We start from the raw sequence: 18,322 nt of genomic DNA, 5'->3' as shown, positions 1-18,322 counted from the left end.
CCCTATGGCTAACGCCACGCCTTACGGTGAGTCCAGCGCTGCGGGAGGGTCTCCCTCCGCAGGCGACTGGCGAACCCGGAGGGCTATCGGGTGTGCGCAGAGGACACGCCTTACGGCGTTGGAAACCCTCATCAAGCACTGGTCTCACCAAATCAAACCGGATTCCTATAGTATATTGGGTTGAGCATGGAGATCATTACCAAAAGATTTTTGCTGCGCGAGTTTGTTGAGGAAGATGAGCCTGCATTTATTGCTTACCATGCCGATCCGCAGTATGCGGAGTTTTGTGCGCCAGAAGAGGTAACACCTGAGTATGCACGATCGCTTCTGGGGCTTTTCGGTCAATGGGCAGTCGAACAGCCACGTACCAATTATCAGTTTGCAATCGCTCACCTCCACAACCCCCAGGAAATATTTGGCTGCTGCGGTCTGCGTCGCGAAGGCTATGGTCCTGACAAAGCGGAACTAGGAATCGAACTAGCACCACAGTGCTGGGGCCGTTACGGCTACGCAATTGAGGTTGCTAGGGCGCTGATCGAGTTTGGGTTCCGCGATCTGGGGTTGAAAGAGATTCGAGGAATTTCTGTTAGTGCGAATTCACGGGTGGAACGCTTGGCGCGCCGATATGGGTTTGTAGCAGTTGGGACACGCCCAGGTTCAGCTTGGATGCAAACGCGAGGATGGAGTCAAATCGAATGGCAACTTACACGGGAAACATGGGAGGGTAGCGGACGGACTCTCAAACCCTGACTTTGTTTGGGGAAACTCTGCAGGGAGTGCAGAGTCAGCCACAACATACTTAATTAATTCGCGTTTGAGTTTAAAGCCATTGACATGAGAATTTTTTGTGAACTTGCTTCTGGAACTTCTTCACCAGGGCGTCTTTGAATATAACTACCATCTGGTTGTAATTCCCAAGCTTGGCGGTTATCTGCCAGCATAATTCCTAAGATTTCTTGCAAATCTTTGGCAATGTCTGCATCTAAGATTGGGGTGATAACTTCTACCCGACGATCTAAATTACGTCGCATCCAATCGGCACTACCGATGTAAATTTCCTCCTGCCCATTGTTATGAAAATAAAAAATGCGGGAGTGTTCCAAAAAGCGACCAACAATACTAATCACGCGAATATTTTCACTAATATCTTTTAGTCCAGGGCGTAAACAGCAAATTCCACGCACAATTAAGTCAATTTGCACGCCAGCGCGGGAAGCTTCGTATAAATGGCAGATGATTTGCGGATCTACCAATGAATTCATTTTGGCAACAATCCGCCCAGTCAAGCCATTATGAATATTTTCGATTTCTCGCTGAATCAGAGAAAGAAAGCGATCGCGCATCGTGACAGGTGCAACCAAAACTTTTCGGTATGACTTTTGCCGCGAGTATCCTGTTAAGAAATTGAAAACATCTGTAACATCCGCTCCCAACTCTTCATTACAACTAAATAATCCCAAATCTGTATAAAGTCGTGCCGTTTTATGGTTGTAATTACCAGTCCCAATATGTACATAGCGAGCAATACGGTCTTGTTCGCGCCGGACGACCATAACAATTTTACTGTGAGTTTTAAGACCGACTAAACCGTAAACTACGTGAATTCCAACCCTTTCCAACCGCTTCGCCCAGTAGATATTATTCTCTTCATCAAACCGTGCCTTGAGTTCCACCAGTACAGAAACCTGCTTACCATTTTCAGCAGCTGCAATTAAGGCATTTATTATCGGTGAGTCAGAAGAAGTCCGATAAAGAGTCATTTTAATTGCCAGCACATTCGGATCATGGGCAGCATAGACAATAAAGTTCACCACAGAACTTGAAAAGGATTGATAGGGATGGTGTACAAATAAATCCTTTTCTCGAATAACTGTAAAAAAATCTTTTCCTTCTTCTATCTCCCGCATCTCTGGATTTAGATTTGGGTTTCTAATCCTTTGTAAGCGAGGATGTACAACAGCTTGCCACGGTTCGTCTTTGAGTTCTGGGACGGGTAAAGACATGAAGTACATCATATCCTTGAGTCCGATAATACCATCTACTTGGTAAACATCATTTTCTTCTAATTCTAAATCCTCCAACAGTCGTTTTTTGATTGAGTCAGGAGTTTGAGAATGTATTTCTAACCGCAAAGCATCTCCACCAACGCGCCGTTTTCGCAGTTCCTGCTCAATAGCCAACAGCAAATCATCGGCTTCATCTTCTTTTAATCCCAAGTCAGCATCACGGGTTATACGGAAGGTGTGATATTCTTGTATACTCATTCCTGGAAAGAGGGACTCTAAGTTATGGGCGATCGCCTGTTCCAAAGGAACCCCTGTCCACACTGCTGGTTTGCCATTATTTTGAATTCCCAAATCTGGCGGTAAAGCCAAAAATCGTGGCAAAACTGTAGGAACTTTGACTCTGGCAAACAATTCTTCTTGTGTTTCTGGGTTTTTGACAACAACAGCCAGATTCAAGCTGAGATTGGAAATGTAGGGAAAAGGATGCCCAGGATCAACAGCAAGAGGAGTCACGACAGGGAAGATTTGCTCTTGGTAGTATTTGTCTAAGTAACTTCTCTGCTTTTGAGTTAAATCTATGTAATCTAAGATGTGTATACCATGCTCGGCAAGTTGAGGTCGTAAGACTTTCTCAAATTGTTCATGCTCTTTGGCGACTAACGGACGCAGCATAGAGCTAATTTCGTCTAACTGTTGTTCTGGCGTGCGAGCATCAGAAGCTAACATGCTAATGTTAGCTTCTACTTGCTGCTTCAGTGCTGCAACGCGCACCATAAAGAATTCATCTAGGTTAGAACTCCATATTGCCAAAAACTTAAGCCGTTCTAGAAGGGGTGTTCGTGAGTCGCAGGCTTCATGTAGCACCCTTTTATTAAACTCTAGCCAGCTTAACTCTCGGTTGAGATAGTATTGAGGGTCGTTGAGATCGATTTGATGAGCGGCCTTCTTTGATTTTGGCATGATGACCACAGAAAGGGAGATGTAGCTTAACACAACTCGGATAGTATACTAAACATAGTAGAGGAAAAAAGCCATCACTTGATCTCAAGGCAAAGACAAAGGGAAATTTGCGGACGGATTGGGAAAGTTGTGTTGCACGATAAAAACACCCAAGTCCAAACGGTTAGACACACGGACGTTGCACTAAGTAGAGATACTTACTGAATTAGTTGAAAACTTTGCGACACTAGTCTAAATTCTAGAGACCGATCGCTTTTTATTGAAAATTCATTATCAAATGATGCATATTCAAAAAAATGCTGTTACTGAATTGAGGAATGATTTTTAGAATTTTGCTAGTCATTTTCCCTCACCCTTACCTTTACCAAAAAACTATTCATTACCCGAACCTCTCTTAAACATTGCTAGAGAGTAGACTGAAGAATTAACTGAACTAAAATCAAGGAGTGATTGTTGTGACTACATGTCAAGTCCTGTTAGTAGCTTGTTTCAGCACGGCTCTAATGGTATTTAGTATAAGGAAAGCTGCTGCTGTAACTTTCAGTGATGCTCCATTGTTTCAAGATGTTGCTAGCTACACGACAACTATCACAGCTAATAATGATTTAGCCGATATCTACTACCCCAATCCATCAAATTTAAAAACTAGCAATTATTCATTCCCTGTGGCACTTTTATTGCAAGGTGCAAATATTGATAAATCAAATTACTCTAATTACGCTAATTTAGTAGCCCGCTACGGATTTGTGGTAGTTGTACCCAATCACCTCAGAACTTCACCACAAACTGGTAGGATAGGACTATTACCAGAACTCTCACAAATCAATGCTGTTTTGTCACAGATGAAGGTAGATTCGCAAAATCCTACAACGCCAGTGAGTGGTATTGTTGATACGCAAAAATTAGGATTGCTTGGTCATTCTGCGGGAGGCTATGCTGGATTAGCAGCGATCGCAAACGCTTGTCTTCCCTTTTTTTGTGAAGACTCTTTCAATCGACCACAAGAACTGAAAGCAGGAGCGTTTTTTGGTTCTTTTCTACGAAATCTATCAACTCAAGAGTTCGTCCCTATCAACAATTCAGGAATTTCTGTTGCCTTATTACACGGAACGCTTGATAGCATAAATACTATTGAAACAGCAAAGTTAACTTACGAGCAAATTCAAGAGCCGCCCAAATTATTTGTCACCATTGATGGTGCCAACCACTACGGGATTACGAATATCAATGACCCTTCAAAGTCTGGATATGAAAAAAACACACCTACTATACCTCAAGATGTAGCAACTGAAACTATAGCCCGTTGGAGTGGATTGTTTTTACGTGCCAGCATTCTTGGTGACAAAAGCGCTTTTGATTACGTCTATTTTACAGGTGATATGAAAGATGCAAATGTCAGTGTCACCAAACAAATAAAGCCTATTCCAGAAGCACCCTTAACATTGGGAGTGATGGCAATAAGTACCTGGAGTGTGTTATCGCGATTGAAAAAATGGTTATCAATAAAGACAAGTAGCGAAGTCACCACCGATAGTTGACGACAAACAAAGCAGGGCTAGCTGAATAATCCCAATGACTTAAATACTCGAAAGGATGCCATTCATTTTGGGAAAGTTGTCTTGCACGATAGGAACATCCAAGTCCAAACCGGTTAGACGGACGGACGTTCCACTAAGTAGAGATACTTACTTAATTGGTTGAAAACTTTGCGACACTAGTGTAAATTCTGGAGAGCGATCGCTTTTTTATGGAAATGCATCATCAAAAAATGATGCATTTTCCAAAAAATGGCGTTACTGAAAAAACTCTACAACTGTTGGTGTCTTGTGTGTTATCAGCACCGTAACGACATCTGACATTGCTCTGCTGTGATGCACGATTATTAGTCAAGTGCGGCATAACCCTCATCTGGTGCAGTCTTTGGTAAAATATTAGTGCAATCAGGTTAAGGTCAGAAGCAGGATGACCTTTTTGGACTTGAGTTACACAAAATTGAATACTATAGACATTCACAGGAAGTATAGCATTTTGTCAACGACTGTGGAGGCGTTAGTGATGTCAGATTTATATAACTAAGTCGCCAAAGCGCAACGGTTGTCTAGTCTTGAACTCTTCTGCTAATGCAATGGGTGACCGTTGCACTATAGTGACTTTATAGGCGTGAAAACTTCTTTAAAAACTTATTAAATTATATGGATATTAAACTACAGCCCATCTCTGATAGCATAGGTCAAGAAATCATTAATATCGGTCATATTAATATTCTAGAATTAGACCAAGAAGAAATTATTAGTTTGTTTAAATCTTATGGAATCTTACTTTTTAGAGGATTTAACACTGATACTGATAATTTTATAAATTTTACAAATTTATTAAGTATTAATTTTCTAAATTATGCAGGTGGTGCATTCACGAGAAAGGTAATTAATGGAGATCAGACTCTTTTGAGTGTAAATGATTTTAAGTCTGAGATTAAGTTGCATGGAGAAATGTATTATCAGCAAAATATCCCACTTCTGCTGTGGTTTTTCTGTGCTAATCCGCCACTTAAAGATGGTGAAACTACGGTATGTGATGGCAGACAGTTTTTTAATGAAATGAGTGGTTTCATCAAAGAATTATTCAGCAAAAAGAAACTAAAGTTTACTGTTCGGATTCCTCAAGAGGCATGGCAGAATAAATACCAAACAGATAACTTGAATAGGGTTAAGGAAATGTGTCAACAGAATAATACACGTCTGACAGTGTACGATGATCACTCAATTTTGCTGGAATACATTTGTTCAGCAATTCTTCCCAGCCGATGTGGAAAGTATCAGGTGTTTATTAATAGCCTGTTGCCGACGAAGCAGTTAAATCCAAATATTCTTAAGTTTGAGGATGATTCTGATATACCTGATGAAGTCGTATCTGAACTTAATGAAATAGCTGAAAAAATAACCACATAAATTAAGTGGCAAAAAGGGGATGTTCTCATGGTTGATAACACAAGAATACTTCACGGTAGAAGAGCTTTTGTTGATGATCAAAGAGATATTTATATAAGGTTATGTTCCCCAGCTTTTCCTTTCTAAGTAAAAGTGTCTGTCTTCTAGCTACCATCTTGACAATTATATTATTAGCTGAAGTCAGTATCGTTAGTCTTGAGAGTGTGATCGCCTACGCTGAAAAATCAATTTTCATCCGTGCTGCTGAAGCGATCACAGTGCTAAAAAAATAACAGATCAACTGTTAAAACGGGGATAATTCTATTTTGAATTCTGAACGGCAGTTGCTTTATGCCGGGGAACCCTTTCGGCAGTCACCTACGGAGGGAAACCCTCCTGCAGTGCTGCCTCACCCCCGCACTGCCTCCTCCTGACTCCTGAATTATTACGAGCGTTTTTCGGTTCTTTTCTACGAAATTTATCAACTCAAGAGTTCGTCCCTATCAATAATTCAGCAATTCCTGTTGCCTTATTACACGGAACGCTTGATAGCATAAATACTATTGAAACAGCAAAGTTAACTAATCTCTCGTAATCTGAAATAACCTATCTGACAAGCTGAATAATCGCAATCACTTAAATACTGGAAAGGATGCCATTCATTTTTACTAATAGATTCTAAATAAGAACCATCCTGCTGAGCAATATCAGGCTCTATACCTGTGACATCAGCATAATACATATAACAAATTTCATTGGTTTGAGTCCCAACGATGTACTTACCTAGCGGTAAAACCTTAACAGAAAAACCTGCTTCTTCATAAACTTCTCTGATTGCTGCTTCTTCTGGCAATTCACCTTCATCGATCGCGCCTGTAATGGGACAGGGAAAAAGTTTCAATAGCCCATCAATTTCTGTATTATCAATACAAAGAGGTTGCTGTCTAATTAAAACTTCGTAATTTTGGGGATTCGTTTCATTTTTTCTCAACAAAAATACTGCAATTGAGTCTTTCCCTTTTCTTTGTAAATAATGAAATCCTTTAGATGTATTCTTGACAGTAACCCAATCGGTACTGAAAATCGTCTCATCAGTATCCATATACCTAACTCTTTATTTCCGAAACATTTTTTGCCACAACAGCAAGGTTATTGTTGAAATTATAAATCTTACTGTTATTTTTAACTCGCAAGCATCTATGTTTCAAGCTACTCGTCGCCGTCTTGCCCTATGGTACACTGCTGTGACAGCTGTGCTACTGCTGCTGTTTGCAAGTGGGGTATATTTGTATGTACGTAGTACCTTGATTGAGCGGATTGATGATACTTTGAATCATGTGGTGGAAGTGGTAGAGCGATCGCTCATCATTGAAGCAGTAAACTCAGATTTTGGTCAATCCCGTATCAATATAGATGCCACTTTTCGCGATAATACGGACACTGCAGAAGATGACCACATCGATCTTGAATGGTTTAGCCCCACTGGTGAATTACTTTGGTCTACTTTGTCACAACCTCTGAATATTCCATTGCATGCGAACCGTACAGGTGAGACTGTCAAAGTTTTGAGGAACCAAGACAAATCAATTCAAAATTTTGAATATTCCTCCACTCCCCCACTCCTGTTGAGACAAGTGACAGAACGGGTGCAAGTTGGTCGGCAAGTCTTAGGATATTTGCGTGTTAGTCATCCGTGGTTTGAAGTCACAAAACCTAGTCGTGAGTTAATTGTTGATTTAGCACTCTCGTTTGGATTGATGCTATTTTCTGTTGCAGCAAGTGGCTGGTTTCTTTCAGGTAAAGCGATGGAACCAGTACATGAATCATATCAACGTCTTAAACAGTTTACCGCGGATGCTTCTCATGAATTAAGAAGTCCAATTACGTTGATTCAAACTAATGTGCAAGTCGCTTTAAGTGAGTTGGAATTATCCGAAGCAGACAGTTCTATTCCATCGCACTATCGGCAACAATTGAAAGTGGTAGAACGACTCACGCAACGCTTGGGCAAGTTAGTCAACGATTTACTGTTTCTCGCAAGACAGGATAGTGGTATCAGCAAAGAAAGTTTTTCTCCCTGTCCTGTTGATGCTTTGTTAATGGAAGTGGTTGAAGAACAGCAACTGTTAGCGACAGAAAAAAAGATTACTTTCTCTCTAGACTTGATTGATCCTCCTGTTTGCGAAACAGATCCCGAATTACTCGACAATTGGTTTACAGTTGTTGGCAACTGGGATCAACTGGTACGGTTATTCACAAATTTGATTGGCAATGCTTTGCAATACACTCCTTCTGGAGGATGCGTAAATCTAGAGCTAGCACGTGTTGAGGCAACAAATCGCGTTTCTGGACTACGTTCCAACTCTACCCACTTGCTCTTTAAAGTGAACGACACTGGTATTGGTATCCCTGCTGAGGCGCTACCCCGTTTATTTGACCGTTTTTACCGGGTAGATCCAGCGCGTACTCACACGGCTAAAAGTATCGCAACACAAAGTGCGACTGGTTCAGGATTGGGGCTGGCGATCGCCCAAGCCATAGTCGAGAACCACCAAGGGCAAATTTATGTAGAAAGTGCTCTAGGGAGTGGGACTACTGTCACCGTTACTTTACCCGTTACTTTTGATTCTTAATAGACAAAGGTTAAGAAATGTTTCTTGTGACAGATGCAGTGAAGTCACTTTACTCAATAAGTTAAAAGTGATGCTTGTGGAATTAAGCAAAAAGTTCTAGCAGTTTGAGATCACTACTTATACAACATTTATAAGTAGTTTTAGAAATTGCTAGATTTTTAGTGTAACAATTCACTTATCGCATCAGCAATTATACAAAAACTGATGTTATCAGGAGGATAAATGACAAATACCCCAGAATCTTTAGATGAAAAACAACCATCTGCTGTTCCAGAATCTTCAGATGCCAAAAAATCATCTCCTATCGATTCAAAAGATATCCCTTTTTTAGAGAAGATAAAGGTTAAAGCGGGCCTAGAGGACATTTACGACGCTAGGGATTTTACGGAAGTGGTCTTCCGTGTGATGCGTGACCTCATGACCACCGAAGCCGCAGACCGAGTTGCTGAGGAACTACAAGGTAAGCCAGCTGAAATCACTGATGAAAAAGCGCTGCAAAATGATATTGTAGAGCTTTGGAAAGACACAAATCCAATTGTCGGCTTCTTGAGTCGGGTTCGTCCACCTTGGCAAGGTCCTGGAATTTTTAAGATTGATTCTGACCGCTTCTTATTCCGAGTCGCTAATGAAGGTGGATTGTCACGCAATGTAGACCGAGAAGAGGCTGTTAAGGCTGTATTTTCTGCTACTAAAGAAGAATTATCTCCAGAAAGAATTCAAGAGATTGCGAGCTGGTTGCCTGATAGAGTTCTTCAACTTTGGGAAGAAGCTTAACAAATCTTCCTGATTTAGTAGGCTCTGATCGGGCATGGATGACTCGAACCAGAGCCTTAATATATCTATTTATGTAGTACTGGTGGCATAAAACTCTATCTCACCGAGTAAAAGCTTTCATGTCTATAGTTAGAGTACGAAATAATCAATAATTGTTATAGTTTTATTATTAAAATTAAAAAACTTTAAAAAAGCAAGCATAGCCAAGCGACAAGTTAACAGTCTTGTATATGTTGCCTTAAACAAGCAACTAATTGCAACAGTTTTAAGATCATTCAAAGATTTCAATCTTTTACATAGGAGATCAGTATGAACCAGCAATACCAAAAACTCAGTCGATCTACTAAATTTTTAGGAGCTATTTGTGGTGGATTATTGATTGGCTTGCCAGCAATTCCTCAAGCAATGGCTCAGCAATCTGTACTTCAGCAACCCCCGCAACAAACTAACTCCAAAACTAACCCCTGTCCCAGCATTTTCTACCAAGAACCTCACAACAGTAGAGTCTTGGTTCCCCAAGGATGTCCACCCAACGCACTCACTCGACAACTAGAACAGCAAGGGCGTCTCACTCCAGGGAGTGTTTCTAATGAACCAACACCATCACAACAACAAATGAGGCAGGGTGTGGGCGGTGAAACACCATACAACAACCGTTCTGATAATAGCTCCGAAAGTTACAGCAGCCAGACACAGTCAACAACAACGAGTACTGGACAAGACACGAATAGCTCATCATCGGAGATTCGTACTTACAGCAGTAATGGGTCAACAGGCAATTATAGCGTCAGGACATCCTCTCAATCTGGCAATAACCCTAGCAATCAACAAAGACAAAATTCAGTCGTAGTACCCAGTGTTTCACAACAAGGCCAAAGCCCGATTGCTCTGGTGACTCCGACCAATGGCAAAGTTTCTGTAAGGCTGAAAAATAACACCAATGCTCGAATCAGCTATCAAGCGATCGGGTACACGGGGCAGCGGACTCTTTCTGGTCGTCAAGAAGTTGTACTGCAAAACCTGCCACTCCCTGTGAGTATCAGCACCATTCGTCAAGATAACGGTTTTGTAAAAGTTACTCCAATATCTACCAAGCCAGGAATGATAGAGCTTTCTTTAAGTGAACAAAGAAATGCTAATGATACTCAGGGTGTAGTGAGAATTCGAGAAGATGGTAAGGTCTTTTTGAATTAGGCTTCTACAATTTTCACTTTCTAAGGCAGCCATTTGCCTACTTAGCAAATGGCTGCTATATCTTTTTATGAAAGATATTAAACCACGTTTCTAGGCACTTCCAGGTTGAAGAACATTTTCACTTAGGTAGATGGCGCGGATATCTGTTGGCAATTTCTCTTCCATCATACGATAACCTTCTTGAAGAAAATGTACTATCTCGTTTGGGTTGATAGTTTCTCCTTCAGCTTGCAGGTAAGCAGCAATTCTAGTTTCGCTCCAACGAAAGGTTTGAGCCATCAAAACCATTAATCGCAAAATGGGTGGCAATTGGTCTAATGCTTGTTCTACATAACACAATAATGGTGGAGAAGTCGTCTTGATAGAATAATGAATTGCTTCTGTCGGAGGGAGTTGAATATCGTTTATACAGTAAGCTGTCATATTAATCAGCCAATTTTGCATAGTGAGATTATCTTTGGCAAATTGGCTATTGTTTAAATCAAGTCCAATCAGTTCGTAATAAATATGTCGCCAGGTGAGCGCAAAAAGATAATCAGCTTGCACAGGCGATCGCGCAGAATGCCGAATCAAGGTGTAGACTATCGGGTTATAGCGACAAAAAATCGCTGTGAAGTATCTACCTGCATCGGGGTTTTGCTGAACAAGAGTCACCAGTTCGTTGTCAGTGTGATAGAAGAGTGACTTTATTAATGGGTGATGAGCTTCCGCGAAATAAGGAATTTGCACCATCCGAATGACTAATTATGAGTGGTAGGAACGCTTTTTGAAAAACTGGAACTTTTGAGCTGCTAGGTGCAAACGCGCTTTGAGCAGAAATTTGCGCGCTTTTTTGATGATTCAATTATCTGCTACATAATTTGGGTTGTGAAGGATTGTTTTTATTTTTACATCATACGTATGAACAAGGTACTGGCTGTGTGACTTTTACAGGTATATTTTAAAGCAACCTTCTGTTATGCTTCCCATATTAATAGACTAATCAGACTTGCTGGCTCGTTGAATTTGAGATTTAGGAGTCATATTTTATTGGTCTTGATACACTATAAACATAGACTTAAACTTAAAAGCGAGCGTTTGCGAATCTCTTTATACATTAGCTGATTATTCATGGTTATAGCAGTTAGCATGTCACAGTTCCTGATCGAGCGTTTCATCCTAGGTTCTTTTTTGCCATCCCTGCCGTTAGATAGCCTTTTCTCTACCCAAGGTATCATGGTGATGCTACTAGCAGCCTATGCTGGTGCGATGTGGATGTTTCTTACCAGTGCCCCAAAAGTACATACTGTGATGGTGTCAGATTTGGAGGTGGCACGACAGTTGTATGAAGGACAGCTAGATTTGCCAGCGGCTGAAGTGCCTTTACACTACTATTACAACTACGAGCAAACTTTAGGTGCTACGGGAGTTGATCCGCTTTACCTGTCTAGCACTCCCTCCTTTTCCGGCAGCAGAATGAGCAATGCTAGCGAGGGGCTTTGGTATCAGCTAAAGAAAAATACTCAGCTGCACATTATTATGGGAGCAAGTTTAGGCAATAAAAATCAGCAACGCCACGTTTGCTTTGACCGCGATTGCCTAGAAATGATTTTAATGCGAGTGGAAACACGGGGGTTAAAATTCAAGATTCGCAGCGAGAAGCCATTGAATTTTCTGGTTAAGGACTACGAAGGGCGCATTATTGAAATGGCTGAAGTAGCGAGTTAGTTAGCTAACGTGCAATCGTATTTCACATTCTGCACTTAGTAATCTACCGCATTAATTTTGAAATGCTGCAAGATTCCCGACTTCTGCGAAGTCGGGAATTTGACTATAGTGAACCTGATGACAAAAGAAAACTACTGCTTTGGCGAACCTGCCAACTTCAAAGCTTCCTTGGCTGAAACTCCTTCGGTTTGAGTACCGAAATACCATAAACTAACAGCAGCCTCAACACCAGTGACTGGTTTCTTCGGTTGAAATAGCGTTGTATAGCCAAAGACTCGACGAATATTGGATTTTTCACCACTTTGGAAATCTGCCAGAACTGCCCGTAATGCTTTCGGATCAATTTTCCCAGCATCTTGAAAACCCCAGGTTTGCTTAAGGGCTTCTAAAGAAGCAGAGGGTAAAGCTTGACGCGTGTCAAGGGGAACTTTCCAAAGAATCAACTGCTCCCGTATTAAAGGTGCATCCGGTTGAAACAATACAGCTGTGGAATCTCCAGATAGAGAACTGGGAATTAATCCGGCCTCAGCTAATCCCTGAATTGCCCGGAAATCAGGATCAGTTTTTGGTACATCCCGAAATGTTGGTTGAGAGCTTTCTGATGCCAAGCGAATCTGCAATGCTTGGTTATTGGCATACATCGCATTGTTAGCAGCAACTAGCCAATGGGCAAATTGCCGATGAGTCACAACTTTAGCTGGTTCAAACTGGTTGGTTGTGGTACTATTGCCCTTAAGCGCATTTGATTCTACATTGAAAACTCCTAATCCTGCCAAATCTTGAATATATTGCCGGAATTCTTGAGGTACTTTGTTCAAATCGCTGAATTCTTGAGATTTGGGTTCAGAACTGGGAGTTGGTGTAGGGTTTTTGTTATCTAACGTAGCATTTGGTTGTGTTGTCGAGTCTTGTGATGGCACCGGACTAACTAACTGTGACTCCCCAGATTGCACAGCATTCTCCGTAGCTTGAGGAGTTGGAGTTGGCTTAGCTTGTGCTGCTTGATTGGATGATGGTGAGTATGAAATGTCTATTTCAGTTGACGTTTGTGGTTGGTTGGGTGCAGCGTTGGTAACTGTTTTCGGTTGAACGGAAACTTTTAGTTGTATATCATTGCGCCGCGCTTCAAAAGAGCTTTTCGGCTCATCTGTGGAAGTCCCTTGCGCAATCTGCCAGTTGTTTGCTTGAAACTGTTGGCGATAATAGCTAGCAATCACATTGCTAGGGTCAGAACTCAGCCAGCGACTCGATACAGTGGGATTTTTATTGCTTGATGGTGTCACCTCTTGTAAGGTGGCATTAGGGTACAACGGGATCTCTTTGGGAAAATCACTTGGCAATTGAACTGTCGCCTGAGGGGTTTGTGGTTGTTGGCTACTGCGCACCTCTTGAGCGCTAAAGGTCACTGGGTTATCCTTTAGTTTGGGATCAGCCGCCAAGGACTGCTCAAAATTTTTGGCAGCCCGACTGTTGGCACAGCCTGTCAAACAGGTGAGTAAAACAGCCAAACTCACTAATACAACTGGATGTTTAGAGCGCACCACAAGCAATTACAATTCGAGTGTCAATTCCTACACTAGCAAAAGACTATGGGAAAAACGCACCAACTCAGCATTCATGATAGTTATAACGAAAAATGTCTGATAATTGCAGGCACTGAGTTATCTTGGAGTCATCTGAAAACCTTGGAGAACTTTATCATCAAGCAACATCAGGTGGTTATCAGCAACTACCATTAGTGCTAAGCTGAAAGTAAATCCTCTGTTTACCTCACTCAAGAACAACAGAATAAAGATAGCGCAAACGGCAGCCTCGCAAAAAGGCATCAGGGTAAAGTGTCCGTCCTAGACGGCTTACAAACTTTCCTATGCTGCCAGATTTGGATAGTCTCTATTGAATAAATATAAGCGAATATGGCAATACTTGGAAAACTTCAGTGTTGAACTTTGAACAGAGTTGCCATAAATAACGCTGTTCTTAAGTGTCGAGGTTATAGATAAAGTGGTGTAACGCCTCTGCGGTTTCCTTCAAGTCTTGAGATTTCGTTTCACAAAGGGAATGATGTTGTGGCTTTGGCTATCAGTTGCCTAAGCTTTTGTTGGTGCAGCAACCCGTGTTACACCTCGACTGGTTTACTCAAGAAGATCCTTTTTGCAGAAGGTGATGAATCACAGGAAGCTTCCGGACTGTTGTACTGGTGCTTGAAATAATTTTCGGTCGTCATGCAACAGCCGTAGAAAAACTTTCATTTGAATTTGACTAATGATTTATGAACAGCAATATTGCAACTTAGCTTCAATGGAAAGTCCCTCTCAAAGGAGCAATTTCCATCTCCAAAGGAACCAAAACGATAAAAACAATTGATCTCATTTCAAAAACCTATATAAGTTAGGAGTCTGAAAAATCTAAAATAGATATTAAATAAAAAACACAACGACCTTCCCATCGACAACCGCCAGTTAATTTTTACTTTCTGTAAAGCGTCGTCGGTTTGTTACCAGTGCTGAAACACGATTACATGCAAGTTTCCCAGGATCAGCCTATTTCTTCTGAGGCTCCACTACAGCTGTTACTTTTTGTCGATGGACGACCAAAGTCCAAACAACAAGTACAGCGAATTCGCTCTTACTTAAAAGAGTTGGAAGCCGACTACAATTTTGAACTTCAGATTGTTGATGTTGGTCAACAACCCTATTTAGCGGAACATTTTAAACTGGTAGCAACACCAGCTTTAATAAAAGTTCATCCAGAGCCAAGAGAAATTTTGGCTGGTAGTAATATAACTGGTCAATTAAAAACTTGGTGGCCCCGGTGGCAAGCCGCTATAGATGCCTACTTACAATTAGAGAGTGATTTCCACGAACATGATCACAACGATCGTGTCAAAGAACCCAAGTCCTCTATCGGTTCTGTTGCTGTTTCAGCCGAACTTATGAGACTATCAGATGAAGTCTTTCGCCTCAAACAGGAAACAGAGAAACTCCAAGAGCAAATCCAGTTTAAAGACCGGGTGATAGCTATGTTAGCTCATGACCTCCGCAATCCGCTAACTGCAGCTTCTATGGCCATAGACACCTTACAATCTAATTACAACATAGAAAAAGGTGAATTTGAGCGTCTGACACCAAAAATGACGCTGCATTTGTTCAAGCAAGCCCGTAGCCAAACAAAGACAATAGATCGTATGATTACTGACCTTTTACGGGTAGGTCATGGTAAAGACAGGGAATTTTTTATTCAACCACAAAAGACAGACATCGGTAAACTTTGTCTTGAAGTTTTAGAGGAATTGCGCGATCGCTACACCGCCAAATCCCACAACGTAAACAAAGATATTCCTAAAGATTTACCCAATGTTTATGCAGATCCAGAACGCATACGGCAGGTGCTAATAAACTTGCTGGATAACGCTATCAAATACACACCGGAAGGTGGGAATATCAGTGTTTGTGGACTTCACCGTACTAGCCAGAAAATTCAATTCAGTGTTGGCGATACTGGTCCTGGTATACCTGAAGAAAACCGCGATCGCATCTTTGAAAATCATTACCGCCTAGAGCGTGATCAAGGTAAAGAAGGCTACGGTATTGGTTTGTCTTTATGCCAGCGCATTATTCTAGCGCACTACGGTCAAATATGGGTAGAAACCGCCCCTCATGGTGGAGCATGGTTCCATTTTACCTTACCAGTGTATCCGAATTAACTAAATCTTTCAGACTTTCTTACTCACCTGAGTTTCGATAACTTTACTGCTTTAGCTTCCCCCTGAGCCTCTTCCTCACGGCAGATGTGTAACCAGACAAATTCAAAGACATTATAGATTGAGTCACGAAACTTAAGATAATTTTAATAATTATTCATACTTTGCAAAGTTATGTAAACAAGCTAAATATATTTACTGAATGAATTCGCTTGGTAGTTAAGCAGCACACCCGCTTTACCCTCTCAGATCGGGTTTATGTTGAACTTACCGAGCTATAAACCATTGTGAGCAAGTTAGTTGAGGTTGGAAAGCAATGTGTAGTTCTGGGCAAGATGCGAATCAACTGTGGGCGATCGTACAAGCATCCGTGGCAATTAACTTGCCACTTTCTTTACAAGAGCGTTTACAAGTTATTAACGCAAGCAAATTGAAGAACGTCTGCGGCTGTTGGAATCTGTAGTTGTTAATGCCAACGATGGCATCGTGATTACTGAAGCTGAACCTATTAATTTGCCAGGTTCTCGCATACTCTATATTAACCAAGCCTTTACCCGCACGACTGGTTACAGTTTAGAAGAAGTCTTAGGTAAAACTCCTCGTATTCTACAAGGTCCAAAGACTAACCGAGCAACATTGGACAAAATCCGCAAAACTTTAGAGCAATGGGAAGCAGGGGTTTTCGAGCTGATTAACTACCGCAAGGATGGCTCTGAGTTCTGGGTAGAGATGAGTGTCGTGCCTGTTGCAGATGAGACTGGATGGTACACACACTGGATTTCAATCCAACGTGATATTACTGAACGCAAGCGAGTAGAAGAAACACTCTCCCAACTCTTACAGCGAGAACAGCAAGCTCATCAAGCAACTGAAGATGCTAGCCGCCTCAAAGATGAGTTTCTTGCTGTTGTCTCCCACGAGTTACGAACGCCACTGAATTCGATGCTCGGATGGGCTAAACTGCTCCGCAATCGTTCTTTTGACGAAGCGACTAAAACTCGTGCCATAGAAACTATCGAGCGTAATGCACAAGCTCAAGCCCAACTGATTGATGACATCTTTGATATTTCTCGAATCATTCGTGGTCAGCTCCAGTTACACTGCTGCCCGGTGAATTTAGTCAGTTTGATCGAGACTACTATCAATGTGGTTCGTCCAGCAGCAGAGGCGAAAGCGATTCAACTTAAGACTGTGCTGAATTCTTCCAAATACGTGATTTCTGGAGATCCAGGCAGGATGCAACAAATTGTTTGGAACTTGCTTTCAAACGCCATCAAGTTCACTCCTCATGGTGGACAGGTTGAAATTTGCTTAGCGGAAGTTGACACCCACCTAGAGCTAAGCGTAAGTGATAATGGTCAAGGCATCAGCCCAGAATTTTTACCACACATATTTGACCGCTTCCGTCAAGCAGATAGTAGCAATACTCGCAAGCAAACTGGACTTGGACTGGGACTAGCAATTGTCCGTAATCTTGTTGAACTTCACGGCGGTACTATCTATGCGACAAGTTTAGGATTAGGAAAAGGTAGCACGTTTACACTCAACCTGCCGTTTTTGAAAACCACAGGAATGGCACAAATCACAAAGAAAACTTGCTCCTCCTCAAACTCCTCTTGCTTGGATGGTATACAAGTCCTAGTCGTTGATGATGAGACAGATGCCCGAGATTTGCTAAGCATCGTATTGGAGGAGGTTGGAGCGAGTGTCACTGCAGTTGGCTCGGTGAGCGAGGCGCTCAATATGATTGAACTTTTTCCACCAGATGTTATAGTCAGTGACATCGGGATGCCAGAAGAAAATGGTTACTCGCTTGTTCAGAAGTTGAGAAACTTAGAAACTAAGATTGGCAAACACATTCCAACTGCTGCTGTTACTGCTTATGCCCGAGCAGAGGATCGTAAGCAAGCACTTTTAGCAGGTTTCGAGATATACCTGCCAAAACCTGTTGAGCCTGCTGAGTTGATTGCAGTCGTTGAGAATCTTACTGGAAGAACTTTACGGTGATTGTAAAACAGCAATAATTTGACTATTTGCCTCAGGAAAAGTGTAGCTTTCTAGTTCATCCAAACTAACCCAACGAATTTCTTCACATTCAATTGGTTGAGGAACACCTGATACATAGCGGCAATGATGTACTATGAGGGTTACGCGCAAGTGCGTATAGGTGTGGTCGATAGTGATTAAATGCTCTCCCACTTCTATTTCTATTGCTAGTTCTTCAGAAATTTCCCGTTTGATACACTCTTCGATACTTTCACCCGCTTCAACTTTACCTCCAGGAAATTCCCACAAACCACCCATCAAACCTTCCGAACGACGGCGATCAATGAGAATTTCTCCCAAGTCATTCCAAATGACAGCAACGCCAATAATTTTATGAGGTAGAACAGCAGTTTCACTCATGTTTGTTTTTAAGAG

The 18,322-nt window shown here is 41.6% G+C and carries 16 protein-coding genes and 1 pseudogene; 12 read left to right on the top strand and 5 right to left on the bottom strand.

What is annotated here, in order from left to right; all coding sequences use genetic code 11:
* Together AC5590_RS23070 and AC5590_RS23065 are read left to right on the top strand one after the other, a co-directional pair.
* Positions 1 to 230: hypothetical protein (locus AC5590_RS23070; protein ID WP_211178487.1), on the top strand; the 230-nt coding region annotated here is incomplete at its 5' end.
* Positions 187 to 750: a GNAT family N-acetyltransferase gene (locus AC5590_RS23065; protein WP_169265731.1), complete on the top strand. Its 564-nt coding sequence runs from the start codon at positions 187 to 189 to the stop codon at positions 748 to 750. The genes AC5590_RS23070 and AC5590_RS23065, both read left to right, overlap by 44 nt.
* A gap of 53 nt (positions 751 to 803) precedes the next feature.
* Here the strand turns inward: AC5590_RS23065 and ppk1 are convergent, their stop codons facing one another.
* A complete protein-coding gene (gene ppk1, locus AC5590_RS23060; RefSeq protein WP_169265730.1) occupies positions 804 to 2,966 on the bottom strand; it encodes a polyphosphate kinase 1 in 2,163 nt (720 codons plus the stop codon).
* Positions 2,967 to 3,421: 455 nt separating this feature from the next.
* Here ppk1 and AC5590_RS23055 point away from each other — a divergent pair, with 455 nt between their 5' ends.
* Positions 3,422 to 4,504: an alpha/beta hydrolase family protein gene (locus AC5590_RS23055; RefSeq protein ID WP_348982716.1), complete on the top strand. Its 1,083-nt coding sequence runs from the start codon at positions 3,422 to 3,424 to the stop codon at positions 4,502 to 4,504.
* A 654-nt stretch (positions 4,505 to 5,158) separates the two neighbouring features.
* Positions 5,159 to 6,040, top strand: a pseudogene (locus tag AC5590_RS23050) (TauD/TfdA family dioxygenase).
* Positions 6,041 to 6,470: 430 nt separating this feature from the next.
* On the opposite strand, the gene AC5590_RS23045 reads toward AC5590_RS23050, so the two are convergent.
* Positions 6,471 to 6,995, bottom strand: a complete 525-nt coding sequence (locus AC5590_RS23045) for an NUDIX hydrolase (protein WP_169265729.1) — start codon at positions 6,993 to 6,995, stop codon at positions 6,471 to 6,473.
* 97 nt (positions 6,996 to 7,092) lie between these two features.
* Here AC5590_RS23045 and AC5590_RS23040 point away from each other — a divergent pair, with 97 nt between their 5' ends.
* The 3 genes from AC5590_RS23040 (at position 7,093) to AC5590_RS23030 (ending at position 10,494) form a co-directional block, all read left to right on the top strand.
* Positions 7,093 to 8,526, top strand: coding sequence for a sensor histidine kinase (locus AC5590_RS23040; RefSeq protein WP_169265728.1), 1,434 nt, complete (start codon positions 7,093 to 7,095; stop codon positions 8,524 to 8,526).
* Between the two features lie 222 nt (positions 8,527 to 8,748).
* The gene (locus AC5590_RS23035; protein ID WP_169265727.1) at positions 8,749 to 9,300 is read left to right on the top strand and encodes a DUF2267 domain-containing protein; all 552 of its coding nucleotides are present in this window, start codon (positions 8,749 to 8,751) and stop codon (positions 9,298 to 9,300) included.
* 309 nt (positions 9,301 to 9,609) lie between these two features.
* On the top strand, positions 9,610 to 10,494 hold the full coding sequence (locus AC5590_RS23030; protein WP_169265726.1) for a hypothetical protein: 885 nt from the start codon (positions 9,610 to 9,612) through the stop codon (positions 10,492 to 10,494).
* Positions 10,495 to 10,584: 90 nt separating this feature from the next.
* On the opposite strand, the gene AC5590_RS23025 is transcribed toward AC5590_RS23030, so the two are convergent.
* The gene (locus AC5590_RS23025) at positions 10,585 to 11,223 is read right to left on the bottom strand and encodes a sigma-70 family RNA polymerase sigma factor (RefSeq protein ID WP_169265734.1); all 639 of its coding nucleotides are present in this window, start codon (positions 11,221 to 11,223) and stop codon (positions 10,585 to 10,587) included.
* A gap of 381 nt (positions 11,224 to 11,604) precedes the next feature.
* Here AC5590_RS23025 and AC5590_RS23020 point away from each other — a divergent pair, with 381 nt between their 5' ends.
* Positions 11,605 to 12,201: a glyoxalase-like domain protein gene (locus AC5590_RS23020; RefSeq protein ID WP_169265725.1), complete on the top strand. Its 597-nt coding sequence runs from the start codon at positions 11,605 to 11,607 to the stop codon at positions 12,199 to 12,201.
* Between the two features lie 131 nt (positions 12,202 to 12,332).
* Here the strand turns inward: AC5590_RS23020 and AC5590_RS23015 are convergent, their stop codons facing one another.
* Complete coding sequence (locus AC5590_RS23015) at positions 12,333 to 13,745, bottom strand: S-layer homology domain-containing protein (RefSeq protein WP_169265724.1); 1,413 nt, start codon at positions 13,743 to 13,745, stop codon at positions 12,333 to 12,335.
* Between the two features lie 45 nt (positions 13,746 to 13,790).
* On the opposite strand from AC5590_RS23015, the gene AC5590_RS23010 reads away from it, so the two are divergent.
* The 4 genes from AC5590_RS23010 (at position 13,791) to AC5590_RS22995 (ending at position 17,908) form a co-directional block, all read left to right on the top strand.
* Positions 13,791 to 13,940, top strand: coding sequence for a hypothetical protein (locus tag AC5590_RS23010; RefSeq protein WP_169265723.1), 150 nt, complete (start codon positions 13,791 to 13,793; stop codon positions 13,938 to 13,940).
* 761 nt (positions 13,941 to 14,701) lie between these two features.
* On the top strand, positions 14,702 to 15,904 hold the full coding sequence (locus AC5590_RS23005) for a histidine kinase (protein ID WP_171975810.1): 1,203 nt from the start codon (positions 14,702 to 14,704) through the stop codon (positions 15,902 to 15,904).
* Between the two features lie 313 nt (positions 15,905 to 16,217).
* The gene (locus tag AC5590_RS23000) at positions 16,218 to 16,364 is read left to right on the top strand and encodes a hypothetical protein (protein WP_169265722.1); all 147 of its coding nucleotides are present in this window, start codon (positions 16,218 to 16,220) and stop codon (positions 16,362 to 16,364) included.
* Positions 16,352 to 17,908: an ATP-binding response regulator gene (locus AC5590_RS22995; protein WP_169265721.1), complete on the top strand. Its 1,557-nt coding sequence runs from the start codon at positions 16,352 to 16,354 to the stop codon at positions 17,906 to 17,908. Before AC5590_RS23000 ends, AC5590_RS22995 begins: the two co-directional genes overlap by 13 nt.
* Here the strand turns inward: AC5590_RS22995 and mutT are convergent.
* Entirely contained in the window at positions 17,900 to 18,307 is a 408-nt protein-coding gene (gene mutT, locus AC5590_RS22990; protein WP_169265720.1) for an 8-oxo-dGTP diphosphatase MutT, read from the bottom strand. The genes AC5590_RS22995 and mutT overlap by 9 nt on opposite strands.
* Positions 18,308 to 18,322: the final 15 nt, after the last annotated feature.

It is taken from the genome of Brasilonema octagenarum UFV-OR1 (genome assembly GCF_963888615.1).
Taxonomy (GTDB): Bacteria; Cyanobacteriota; Cyanobacteriia; order Cyanobacteriales; family Nostocaceae; genus Brasilonema; species Brasilonema sennae.
The sequence above is the reverse complement of the archived record's forward strand: the minus strand, read 5'-3'. Positions and strand labels throughout refer to the sequence as shown.

Coding starts and splice junctions, on each gene's coding strand:
- AC5590_RS23065 (WP_169265731.1), top strand. CDS start 187: ATGGAGATCATTACCAAAAGATTTTTGCTGCGCGAGTTTGTTGAGGAA.
- ppk1 (WP_169265730.1), bottom strand. CDS start 2,966: ATGCCAAAATCAAAGAAGGCCGCTCATCAAATCGATCTCAACGACCCT.
- AC5590_RS23045 (WP_169265729.1), bottom strand. CDS start 6,995: ATGGATACTGATGAGACGATTTTCAGTACCGATTGGGTTACTGTCAAG.
- AC5590_RS23040 (WP_169265728.1), top strand. CDS start 7,093: ATGTTTCAAGCTACTCGTCGCCGTCTTGCCCTATGGTACACTGCTGTG.
- AC5590_RS23035 (WP_169265727.1), top strand. CDS start 8,749: ATGACAAATACCCCAGAATCTTTAGATGAAAAACAACCATCTGCTGTT.
- AC5590_RS23030 (WP_169265726.1), top strand. CDS start 9,610: ATGAACCAGCAATACCAAAAACTCAGTCGATCTACTAAATTTTTAGGA.
- AC5590_RS23020 (WP_169265725.1), top strand. CDS start 11,605: ATGGTTATAGCAGTTAGCATGTCACAGTTCCTGATCGAGCGTTTCATC.
- AC5590_RS23010 (WP_169265723.1), top strand. CDS start 13,791: ATGGGAAAAACGCACCAACTCAGCATTCATGATAGTTATAACGAAAAA.
- AC5590_RS23000 (WP_169265722.1), top strand. CDS start 16,218: ATGTGTAGTTCTGGGCAAGATGCGAATCAACTGTGGGCGATCGTACAA.
- mutT (WP_169265720.1), bottom strand. CDS start 18,307: ATGAGTGAAACTGCTGTTCTACCTCATAAAATTATTGGCGTTGCTGTC.